This window comes from Flavobacterium pectinovorum, from assembly GCF_022802975.1.
In the GTDB taxonomy this organism is placed as follows: domain Bacteria; phylum Bacteroidota; class Bacteroidia; order Flavobacteriales; family Flavobacteriaceae; genus Flavobacterium; species Flavobacterium pectinovorum_B.
The window spans coordinates 38,485-50,032 of record NZ_JAFEVZ010000004.1; the positions used below are offsets into that span (position 1 = coordinate 38,485).

The following is an 11,548-nucleotide window of genomic DNA, read 5'->3' on the forward strand; positions in this document are numbered from 1 at the left end:
TTAGCCTTGCTTATAACTTATTTATATGCGCTACAAAGTAGTGCCAATCTACCCGAAATTGGGTGTATATCCGAATGTTTGTTACGTTTATATACTTTCAAAAATAACCAAAAAAGATTACAAAGCATCAAATAATATTTAGCTACCTCTTACTCTTCTCAATAAAATAATTGCATAAGCAGTTAGTTATTTAAAGTCGTGAGACTTTCAGTAGTTTTGAATTTACAAGAGCATAACAAATTAAGGCAAAGTCGGAGACATTTGTAGCGTTAGAATGGAACACTTCGGAGAGCGAGGGGGAGATGTTTTTATTTCAGTTTTTGCTTTATTCGTTCTTTAAACATTGTTTCTCTGTTTGTTATAAATTCTTCAAAGTTGTCAAAACTTAAGTCAATGTTTTCAGGAACTAATAGTGTGTTTCTAATGTCTTTATTGTGTTGTTCTTGTTCTTCTATCCAAGACTTTAACTGTTTGTCATTTTTCGATTTATTTTGTTCCTCTGATAATATTGCAAGGTTCAAAACCGTATTGTAATAATTTTCATAGAATTCTCTTTGTTCATCACTTTTTAATGTCTTGTAATTTTCTGCATTGAATTTAGATTTAGGATGAAGATGGTCAATGTTGGGATTTTTAAATTCAAAGTTAAATTTCGGGAACAACAAAGAGAGAATATAGAAACTGTCTAAATTGTCGTATGAAGTTCTTAAAATACTATTCAATTTATCATCGTCAATATTGAAACTTCTGTTTGTTCCTTTAAATGCCTCTTTAATTTCTTGAAGTGGGAAATTATTGATTTTATTTTCAGAAATTGTCTTTTTAAGTTTCACTAAAAATCCATCAGAACTTCCACCAAACAATTTGTTTAGTAATGAAATGTGTAAGAAGTTTTTAATTAATTCTTTATTGTCTTTATGCTTATTGTCCTTGTTTATGTCTTTGTAGTAATCTGTTACATACAAATAGTAAATTATAGGAATTGCAGAGTTTTTTGCTCGTAATGAATGATTGTTAAACGACAATAATTTGATTAGCTCAAAACTTGCTTTAATGCACAAAGTTATTTTACTCCATTCAGTTTTAATATTTGCTATTGTTTCAGCTCCGAAGTTTTTGAGTGCAAAACGAATATCGTTTGATATTAATACCAAACAAGTTTTAAGCACAAAATCTTGGTCTATTTCAAAACCAAATTCCCTAACTTCTCTAACCACTTCGTCTAACTCTTCTCTTGCTCCTTTAGTTGATTGCCCCATTTCCCATGATGCTGTAATAATTGACATAAGTAAATCTGCAAATGAGAGTTTTGTTCCACCTGAATTTGTTCGTATAAATTCATACAGAATTTTGTCAAAATCTTGTTCTTGTTCTAAAAAATAATTGATAATTGTTTTTTCATTTATTAACTTATAAAGTTTCAAAAGTGTTTCTCCTGGGAAACCTGCAAAGTCAAGTTGTTCTTTTGCAAGAAATGTGATAATACTGTGTTCACTTTTGTGTTCTAAAATATTCCCAACTTCATACCAATAGCAAGGAACTATTTCTTGGTTTCCACTTTCGTCAATTATTGATTTGGTTTTTTGTTCGCTTTCTTTTTTGTGTTCATTATGAACTAAAAACCTAAAATCATAATTTTTTTTCTGTTCATCATTTGTTATTGGGTTTAGTAAATCTAAATACAATTTTCTTGTTGGGAAACTAGTTTCGTCTTTGTAGTAATTTTTCTTTCTGTAAACATATTGCCTGTAAGCATAACTGCCTTTAAGTCCAATGTAGAGGCTGTTTAGTCGTTGTTGTCCGTCAATAACTGCATCAAAATTTTTATAACCTTTTGTTTTCCTTTCTTCGTTATTTCCACCTTTGTATTCTACATATTTTTTCAGGAAGTCATAAAAGCGGAATTGATTTTTAATATCATTACTATTGACTTGCCAAAACATAAATGTATTGATTGGATAGTCTTGCATAATAGAGTCGAATAGCAATTCAATTTGTTCTGTATTCCAAACAAATCTTCTTTGTATTGATGGAAGTAAAAAATCTCCTGCGTCAATTTTGTCAATTGCACTTTTAATTGTTATCGCTTTTTCTAATTCGTTTGCCATTCCTGATGCTAAATTTTGTCGGTTGATTGTCGTTGTCGGGGTGTCTTAAAATATCGTCTAACTTATTTACATACGCTACAAAGTAGCGCAAATCTGCCCTAAATTGGGTGTAAATACAAATGTTTGTTACATTTATATACTTTCAAAAATAACCAAAAAAGATTACAAAGCATCAAAGAATATTTGGTTGCCTCTATCCTATTCAATAAAACCAAATTGCATAAAACAGTTATTTAAAGTCGGGAGACTTTAAGAGGTTTTGAATTTACAAAAACATTAAAAGAAATGTGCAAAGCCGGAAATGTTTGCCACAGCTTTACATTAAGTAAACTTCGATGAGCTAGAGATATGTGCCTATAATAAAAAGATTATTTCTTCTTTTTATTCTTTTTCTTTCTTCTGAACATTTTACTAAATGGTATTTTTGGAAGTACCTTTTCGAAAAAATCAGTCATAAGTGGTATTCTATCTTTTTCTACATTATTCAAGATAATACTCATTACAAGAATGAAAACTAAAATAGCAATTACTAATAATACAAGTGCATTCATAATAGATTCATTATATATAAATATTTTTTCCATTTTAAAAAAGTTATTTTTTTATTTGCCATCAAGGTTTTAAACATTAAAACAGGACGCCTTTCAAAAATTTCTAATGATTGCAAGGTATTTATTGGCCTCAAAATAAAATAGGACACAAAAAATCATTCTATCAAAACACTCGTTTGAAAAGGTTTTGCAAAGTAAAGAATAGTATTTTGGATGCGGTGTGACATCAAAATGATAGAAGATTTACATTTTTAAATAAAAAACTAAAATATATTTCAGAAGAGTACGGATCTTTTGCGTATAACAAAAAAACCTCGCCACTGCTGACAAGGTTTTCTTTTATTTGGTATTTTGTTTTGGAATATTTTACTTCACGAATCAATCAAATCTCGCTTAGTCTTGCTCAAAAAATCACTTCAAAATTTTAAAATAAACTTTTTTGGAATTGGGCTTAAACAGCCTCGTATTTTTTAGTTTTTCTGGGGATTTTTTTTGGACTTTTTCGACCTTTTTTTTATTTATATACCCTTTATAATAGTAAAATTCCTTTTGGTGGATTCTCTTTGGAATGTGCATAGTGTGTCTCCCCTAAACTGGCTGCCCAATTTAAGTTCTCACACACTTTCAAGGTTAAAGTTAACTTCCTTCCGGAGCCATCCTCCCCATCACGTGTCTGAAGTAGTCGATTAATGCTCTTCAGATTGGTATCAACTCCCAGGTTATTATCAACCTTCTATACATACTACTCATACCTTAGTGCCATAGCTCTGCTGTGTATAGTCCCCTTGCGGTAGCAGATTTAAATACAAATGCCGAAGTGTCTAACCAACCCATTTGAATCGAGTTATTTTGCTTAAACAAAGTAACACTACAAAGATAAAATCGTAAATTTTAATCTTTGTAGAACTCATTAGGAACTTATAAACCAAGTTATAAACATAAGCATCGATAAATTACACAACCGTTATTTAAAGTCCGTAGACTTTCAGGAGTTTTGAATTTATAAGAGCCTAAACAAATTACAAAGTCGGAGACATTTGTAGACACTTCGGGCAGATGGGGGGAGTTGCGCAACAGCTACGTGTGTTGCGGGTAGTTCTTAATCTTCTATTATTTGATATTCTAATATATTTTTTCCTTCGTAAACTGTTAAATATATTTGAGTTGGTATATTGTCAATTTCTTTATATAATTCTCGTGAATAATATTTTGGGTATTTAATATTTAATATTTGTCCTTCAAAAGTGAGGTGCAGTGAAATATTATTTTCGTATTCTTTGAAATTTTCGGAATGCTTTATCTCGTTTATTATTCTTTCAATTTCAGATTTTGATATTTCAATTACTGTTTTTTGATTTCTTTCGGGCATTCCTGAAACAGTGTTTTTCTTAATTTCAAAATTAGTATTAAATTCAATGTCAATCTGTTTTAAGTCTTTTTTTACATCTTCTTTTGAGATAGTTAATTCGTCAATATTGTTTATGAAAAAAATTGATAAAATACAGACTAATGCAATTGAAGAAATTACAATTCCAACTTTTGATTTTTTCTTTTTGGAATATATAAATAACCACAGAAATAAAAAAAGGAAAACGATTAGTAGAAATAATCCAATTAATAATCCAACACCCATTTTATCTTAATTTTTTTGTTTTTCGCTCTTTTGGGCCCGCATTACTGCCAACTTATTTATATGCAATACAAAGTAGCACCAATCTACCCGAAATTGGGTGTATATATGAATGTTTGTTACGGTTATATACTTTCAAAAATAACCAAAAAAGATTACAAAGCATCAAAGAATATTTAGTTACCTCTACCCTTCTCAATAAAGTAATTGCATAAGCAATAAGTTATTTAAAGTCGGGAGACTTTAAGAGATTTTGAATTAAAAAGAACATAAACAAATTACGCAAAATCGGAGACATTTGCCAGCGTTAGAATGGAACACTTTGGAGAGCGGGAGCAGCAGTATTTTATTTAATTCTTTTATAGAAGATTGTAGTTACAATTTTGTCTTTAGTTTGTTCAACTACAAATTCTGTATGATTTAGTTTAATTATTTTCCCAAACTGATTTTTTTCTTGCTCATCATCGTAATGATATATAATATTTTCTACTAATTCCCATTTGCCAGTTTGTTCTTTATATAATGAATTTTCAGGATTGAAATGAACTATAGTATGGTCATTTTTATAAGTAAACGTTTGACCATAAAATGCAGATGCACCAATTTCAGAACCAACATTATTTTTTATTTTAATAATTTTCCACTTTCCAATTAGATTCGTTTCAGAAAATTGTTGAATAGTAAATGATAATAAAATTAATGCTGAAAGATATAAAGTAATTTTTTTCATGTTGCTGAGTTAATATTGCTGCTAACTTATTTATATGCGTAACAAAGTAGCGTCAATCTACCCGAAATTGGGTGTATATACGAATGTTTGTTGCATTTATATACCTTCAAAAATAACTAAAAAAATATTACAAAGCATCAAAGAATGTTTAGTTAACTCTACCCTTCTCAATAAAGTAATTGCATAAGCAGTTAGTTATTTAAAGTCTGGAGACTTTCAGGAGTTTTGATTTTACAAGAACATTAAAAAAAATACGCAAAGTCAGAGACATTTGCCTTTAGAATGGAACACTTCGGAGAGCAGGGTCCAAAATGAATGTGATAATCAATTCTGTCTAAAATGACTTTATTTATACACTCGACAGAAACTTTTTTTTGTTTAATTGGTCTTCCAAATAATGCAATGTTTGGAATTATTTGATTTTCAATAATATTCTTGTATTGTGGAAATCTCCTTATTGACATTCCATAAATTGTTTCTGTTGGGTATGATCCAGTTCTTAATGAATAAAATATGATGGATAAACAATTCCGTCATATCCTGCTTTATTTGCTGCTTTAGCAATTTCTCGTGAGATTTCATAAGAATGACTTTCCGCATAAAATAGAAATTGAACTGAAATGTCTAAGCTTTCAAATTCTGTGCAATCTTCTTCCAAGATAACAGCCAAATTTAACAATTTTAAATTTGTTTTAGGAACCAAAGCACTCACAAATAAGCGGTCGATAGCAGTAGCTCGACATTCATGAATGCAAACTTCTAAATCTGGAGAAGCATATAGAATTGGTAATCTATAAGAGTCTAAACGACCATTGCCTGATTTTGGTGGACTGTCATATTCAGAATGATTTTCAGGATCTTTTGGATTTTTGCGTAATCGGTAAAATTTTGCTTTATCAGTTAAAATTAGTGATGGATATTCTTGGATTATCCTTTGTATAATTTCTTTTCGATACTTTTTGGTTTGTAATTTTTTTAATGGTTCAATATGACCAATCATCCATAATCTTGGACCATAATCAAAGAAGCCAACATTAATATATTTTTCAATTAAAACGACATCACTTTTTAGTGGTTCCTTAAAGTTAATACTTGTTTTCTGATACTCATTAAATTGAATTAATGGTGCTTCACCATATTCAACTTTCCATGATGTACCTTTTACAAAAAAACGATATGCTAAATCACTTAACAGTTTAGCAGTCAATTTTGAGCCATTTTTTTTATTACAATTTCTACATGGTTTCTTATTAAGTATACCAATTTGTCGAGAGTCCATTCTCAAACCTTCATCCTTAAAGCATTCCGAACAGATTAGATGTTTTTGCAATTTAGTATCTTAATTATTGGTTTAAAATATCACAAGCGTTCTGGGACTATAGCGGGGGACATTTGCGTAGCATTAGAATGACACACTTCGAAGAGCGGGGGTGCCTTGGGAACTGAGCTAAGTTTTATATACTAACGAGCAATGGTACGCCAAGAAATTATTTTTTATAGTATTTAATTCTTCGTAAGAACTCATACTATAATTTTTTGGAAAAGCATGAGGTCGTAGTAGAAACGCTTGAAAATATAACAGTCCATAACTTGAAGAAATCCTTTGTACAACATCATGATTAAAAGAACTATTTGTCACAACTAAATCATCTATTTCCTTTATTCGTTTCCTAAGTCCATACATATTGGATACATCTAAATATAAATTGCTCAAAGTAATTTCATTTTCGCTAAGCGAATTTGAAATTCTATGTAAAATCAACGAGTCACTCTTCAAATTGTCAAAATTAATATCTTTTACTTTTTTAACTTTCAATCTATCTATATCCTCAAAAATTAATTTCAGTTTTTCAATTCCTAATGCAAAGCTTGAAGTTAAATTAATTTGATCTAGCGCAAAATTAGTTTTACTTAATGAATACCCCTTGTATGCATACCATCCGGCAATACCTGATATTATTAAAGCACACAAAGCTATCCAATCTGATGTTGATATAATTTGTTGCATTTCTTCCACGATTTTATCTTTTTAATTGTTAATAATTTTCCACTCCATAGCAAGTTTGAGACTAAACTAAGCCCGTTCTTCGAATTAGCTAAACATCGAAAATCCGCTGTAGTTTTTAGTGGCTATCATCTTTTTCGTCCTCTAATATTATTTTGTAGAAAATAATTGTAAATAAAAATGTATTCACAATTACAAATGAAAATATCCCTATGTTTATTGTTGTTGCTATTTTTAATAAAGTCAAACTTTTAATTTCAATTAGTTTTATTGTAAATGCTAGAATTAATGAATATATGCAATTTATAATTGAAGTTAAAACGGTTAATTTATTAAGTAAAATTAATCTTTTGAAACTTCCATGACTTTTCATTTTGGTTATTGTGGAGCTATTACTTTGGATTATTAAAGTTAGAACAGCTAATAAAAAACCAAAAAGTGTAGTTGTTATTGAAATTATTTTGTCTAAAAAATCTGCACTTTTTATAAATTCCAATTTTTCCCAATTCTCGAAAGAGAAGTACATAATAATAACAGCTGAAATATATCCAGAAAGTGTTTCTATCCAATATCCAATTGTTTTATCCATATTTAGTTATCCAAAAATAGCATCTAAATCGTTTAAGCATCCTTTATGTAAACTCACTATTGCATCAGTTCTTTGTTTTTCTAATAAATCATTATTTTCTCTTGGTTCGTCTAACGCTATTTCTCTAATGTATCTGTCCGCAATTAAATCAATTTTTTGCAACTTTTCAATATCATTTTCATAACCTGTTACGATTACTTTCTGAATATTCTCTGCTGACCTTCCTTGAAGTAAAGAACCTACTTCATTTAAAACATCTCTAACAGTTTTTGTCATTAAACCTTTTGTTGTTTTTTTTGCTTCGACTTCAAATTTTGCAAAAACTCGTGATGAATTAAATTTATTTGCAGATTCACAAACTTCATAAATTGCGCCATTTTTATGTTTAAATTCCGATATCATTTTGTCTGGATTTGCAATTTGAATTTCAACTGACTTATGAAAGTTCATATTTACAATTCGATTATATTCATCTGATGTTAGAACTACTTCTAACTTTATTTTAAACTTTTTAAATAGAGTAGTGTCCTTTAAAGCGGAATATATAAAACTTATAAAGTGGTCAAGATAACAACCAAATTTATTAACTTCATACATTAAAATATTTCTTTTTTTATCAAATAGAAATACATTTCCGTAGGCCAATCCTTCGTCAACGTTTAAACCAAGTTTAGATAATGTTTTTGCTTTTTTACTTTTTTTTGGCGGTAAATTATTATTACGACTGGTCTCAATAATACCAACTAAATAATCTTCATTGTTTGCGAAAACTTTAAGTTCTAAATCTTTTCCTTTTAAATATACTTCTTTATTTAGCACTTCTTTGGAAGTTAAAACTTCATCAAGTTTTATGTCAGTTATTTTGTCATCTAATGTTTTTAAAACGACTTTATAGAATTCAATTTTCTTTTTTCTTACTGCCATTATTTATGTGGTTTATTTATATTTTTTTTGATTATGATGGTCGCTGCCATTAACTTCAAAGTAGCGCCAATCTACCCTAAATTGGGGGTATATACGAATATTTGTTACGTTTATATGCATTCAAAAATAATCAAAAAAAGATTACAAAGCATCAAAAAATATTTAGTTACCTCTACCCTTCTCAATAAAGAATGGAACACTTCGGAGAGCGGAGATATTTAAATAATAGACAGAAATCCTGACATTTGGTCTCTTGTTAAAGCACCGTCAACAAAGTATTTTACGCTACCATACTTTTTGTCTTTAATTTCATAACCATCTATGAAATATCGCAATGAACCATATTTTGATTTATCTTTTACTTCATTACTATCAATGTAATATCTGACACTACCATATTTACTTTTTTCTTTAATTTCATTTCCGTCAATATAAAACTTTACAGTTCCATATTTAGATTTTTCTTTTACTTCTGAACCATCAATATAAAACAGCGTCGTACCATATTTTTTATCCTTAATCTCATTTCCGTCTATATAAAATAAAGTTTTCCCGTATTTTTTGTCTTTAATCTCTGGCATATAATATTGTTGTTTAAAATAGCTTACTCTATTCGGTTTTCAGCATTCCCGTTTTTAGCAAATGTAAAATATCAGTCATCAATCAATCTGTATAGTTGTTGTTTGCACAGTCGTCCTTTAACATAGCAGGTCACTTTTTATTGCGCTACAAAGTAGCACCAATCTAACCGAAATTGTATATCTACGAATGTTTGTTACGTTTATATATTTTCAAAAACAACCAAAAAAGATTACAAAGCATCAAAGAATATTTAGTTACCTCTATCCTTGTTAATAAGTAATTACATAAGCAGCTAGTTATTTAAAGTCGGGAGACTTTCAGGAGTTTTTAATTTACAAGAGCATAAACAAATTACGCAAAGTAGGAGACATTTGCCTGCGTTAGAATGGAACACTTCAGAGAGAAATTTTTAGATGTTAGATAAAATTAAATTATCATCATACTTTAATTTTTTATATTTATTTAAAGTTCTCGTTGTACCGCGTAGTATATTTTCCAATTGATCAATTTTCTCTGCGTTTTTCATGTTTATTAAAATAAGACGTGCATTTTCAAATACATATCTAGAAGACATTAAAAAATTTTCATTTGTCAATTCTACTTTAAAATATTCTCTACAAGTTATAAATAGAAGTCTATTGAACCATGCTTTAGGTCGTATATCGAAATGCTTAGGAATTCTTTCTGTAAATGAAGTTGTACGAGCTTTACCAACTACTAAAATATTTTCGTCGGTTTTAAAAATATAAATTCCATGTCCAGGATTAATAATTTGTTCATTGCAATAAGTTAAATCTTTTACTTTTAGTTCATTTAATTTTATTCCCTCTGTGCTTTCTATTAAATCTATAAATTGTTTTAAACTACGATGAGAATGCTCATCAAATTCAATTAGATATTTACTCATGTCTGTTTTGCCTCTAAAAATTTGAACCTATTTATCTAAGAAAAAAATTTCGACTATTTACCCTAAATTGGTGATCACGAAGTTTTTCTTAGTCTATATACTTTCAAAAATAACAAAAAAAAGATTATAAAATTAGCTTTTTTCTAAGTTGTTTTTACTGTGTGATTGTTTTTTAGCTAATGTGCTATAAAAAATTAAATTCTATCTCTCGAGAATAATTATCCAAAGCTAAAAATAAAAAAAACCTTGAACCTTATCGATTCAAGGGTTTATCGTGATGCCCCCCACAGTATCACAATACTATAAAAACTTGATTTATAAATTTAGATTTAAAATCTCTTTTTTTTGTCTCTCGTTTTCCAACTATCATTATACCTATAACTGTCTCTGGTCTCTTGTACTTTACTACTTATGTAAAACCCTACTGGAATAATTAGAATTCCTATAATTATTTCATACCATTCCATTGTAAATACTTAAATATTAATTGGCTTTTTTATGTAAGAGATGAAAAATATTTTAATTAAAATTACTTCTCATAACCACAAAGGTTTTTATAACCCAGTTCATTAGCTTTCTTCAAAGAAACTTTTTTGATGGTGTGAGTACATTCAGATAAACCTTTGCAGTCTCCAGTAAGATGGTATTTGGCTGCTGTTTTGCTCACACATATGTAAACCTCTTTATCATTTTTATTAGAAACACCAAACAATATCACAATAATTGAAATTAGAAGTATTTTCATAAATTCATTTTTTTTAAGTCATATTCACATTAAAGCAAAAATAGTAAATTTCTTATAAAAATAATATTTTTTTTCAAAAATATATTCATAAAAAAAGATGCCTAAGCATCCTTTTTTGTTTTTAATATAAAATCATCATTAATCCGAGAACCATATTTTGTTTCTATTAATTTAAAAAAATCTGATAAAGAGATTTTTTTGTAAAAACAAATGATTGCTAGTGTTGAAACCGGCACTCTATACGGTTTATCCTCTAAAATTTTTTTAATAATATGTCGATGTACTCCTAGTTCTTGAGCTTGAGGTAAAACTGGCTTAGTATTATCTAACCATTCATTCCTTATGTAATCACATATGAATTGATCAAGCAGAAATACGACTGTTTCTGTCTTATTATTTGAAGGTTTATTATTAGTCTTAATTGCCATTCAGACAAAAGAATATATTATTACCGATATTTAGTGTCACGATAGTGACAGTTTCGTGTTTTTTTAGTAAGTTTGCAATTGAATACATATATTTGCGATTCTTCATATAAAATATTTGAAGCATTCGCTTAGAATCTCGGATGGAAAACTGGTAATTTTAGCAACGAGATGATAAGTAAGATGCTCACGCCATAGGCGTGGGCTCACTTATTGTTGCATGGTATACCAGTACCTCCGTTCGATAAGCTGAGTTCCGCGCCTTTTTTTATGCTTATTACTCAACTTAACATTCTTAGCCAATACTTCTATTTATTTTTTAAAGTTTCGCAGCCAGAACTAACTTATAACT

At 28.8% G+C, this 11,548-nt stretch carries 12 protein-coding genes; all 12 read right to left on the reverse strand.

Annotated elements, in window-relative coordinates:
- Window positions 1-308: 308 nt before the first annotated feature.
- The 12 genes from FLV_RS07160 to FLV_RS07215 all read right to left on the reverse strand — a co-directional run bounded on the left by FLV_RS07160 (window position 309) and on the right by FLV_RS07215 (window position 11,199).
- The gene (locus FLV_RS07160; RefSeq protein ID WP_243232326.1) at window positions 309-2,108 is read right to left on the reverse strand and encodes a DUF262 domain-containing protein; all 1,800 of its coding nucleotides are present in this window, start codon (window positions 2,106-2,108) and stop codon (window positions 309-311) included.
- Window positions 2,109-2,476: 368 nt separating this feature from the next.
- Entirely contained in the window at window positions 2,477-2,692 is a 216-nt protein-coding gene (locus tag FLV_RS07165) for a hypothetical protein (RefSeq protein ID WP_243232328.1), read from the reverse strand.
- 1,066 nt (window positions 2,693-3,758) lie between these two features.
- Entirely contained in the window at window positions 3,759-4,292 is a 534-nt protein-coding gene (locus tag FLV_RS07170) for a hypothetical protein (RefSeq protein ID WP_243232330.1), read from the reverse strand.
- Between the two features lie 343 nt (window positions 4,293-4,635).
- Window positions 4,636-5,019, reverse strand: coding sequence for a lipocalin family protein (locus FLV_RS07175; RefSeq protein WP_243232331.1), 384 nt, complete (start codon window positions 5,017-5,019; stop codon window positions 4,636-4,638).
- Between the two features lie 499 nt (window positions 5,020-5,518).
- Complete coding sequence (locus FLV_RS07180) at window positions 5,519-6,349, reverse strand: RES family NAD+ phosphorylase (RefSeq protein ID WP_243232332.1); 831 nt, start codon at window positions 6,347-6,349, stop codon at window positions 5,519-5,521.
- A 117-nt stretch (window positions 6,350-6,466) separates the two neighbouring features.
- Window positions 6,467-7,036, reverse strand: a complete 570-nt coding sequence (locus tag FLV_RS07185) for a hypothetical protein (RefSeq protein ID WP_243232334.1) — start codon at window positions 7,034-7,036, stop codon at window positions 6,467-6,469.
- A 106-nt stretch (window positions 7,037-7,142) separates the two neighbouring features.
- Window positions 7,143-7,613 carry a hypothetical protein gene (locus FLV_RS07190; RefSeq protein ID WP_243232335.1) on the reverse strand — a complete coding sequence of 157 codons (471 nt, stop codon included), beginning with the start codon at window positions 7,611-7,613 and terminating at the stop codon, window positions 7,143-7,145.
- 6 nt (window positions 7,614-7,619) lie between these two features.
- Window positions 7,620-8,537: a DUF6731 family protein gene (locus tag FLV_RS07195; RefSeq protein ID WP_243232336.1), complete on the reverse strand. Its 918-nt coding sequence runs from the start codon at window positions 8,535-8,537 to the stop codon at window positions 7,620-7,622.
- Between the two features lie 218 nt (window positions 8,538-8,755).
- Window positions 8,756-9,118 carry a hypothetical protein gene (locus FLV_RS07200; RefSeq protein ID WP_243232337.1) on the reverse strand — a complete coding sequence of 121 codons (363 nt, stop codon included), beginning with the start codon at window positions 9,116-9,118 and terminating at the stop codon, window positions 8,756-8,758.
- A 410-nt stretch (window positions 9,119-9,528) separates the two neighbouring features.
- Window positions 9,529-10,026 carry a hypothetical protein gene (locus FLV_RS07205; RefSeq protein WP_243232341.1) on the reverse strand — a complete coding sequence of 166 codons (498 nt, stop codon included), beginning with the start codon at window positions 10,024-10,026 and terminating at the stop codon, window positions 9,529-9,531.
- 529 nt (window positions 10,027-10,555) lie between these two features.
- Window positions 10,556-10,771 carry a hypothetical protein gene (locus FLV_RS07210; protein ID WP_243232343.1) on the reverse strand — a complete coding sequence of 72 codons (216 nt, stop codon included), beginning with the start codon at window positions 10,769-10,771 and terminating at the stop codon, window positions 10,556-10,558.
- Between the two features lie 101 nt (window positions 10,772-10,872).
- Window positions 10,873-11,199 (reverse strand): helix-turn-helix transcriptional regulator, encoded by a 327-nt coding sequence (locus FLV_RS07215; RefSeq protein WP_243232346.1) that lies wholly within the window; start codon window positions 11,197-11,199, stop codon window positions 10,873-10,875.
- Window positions 11,200-11,548 lie beyond the last annotated feature (349 nt).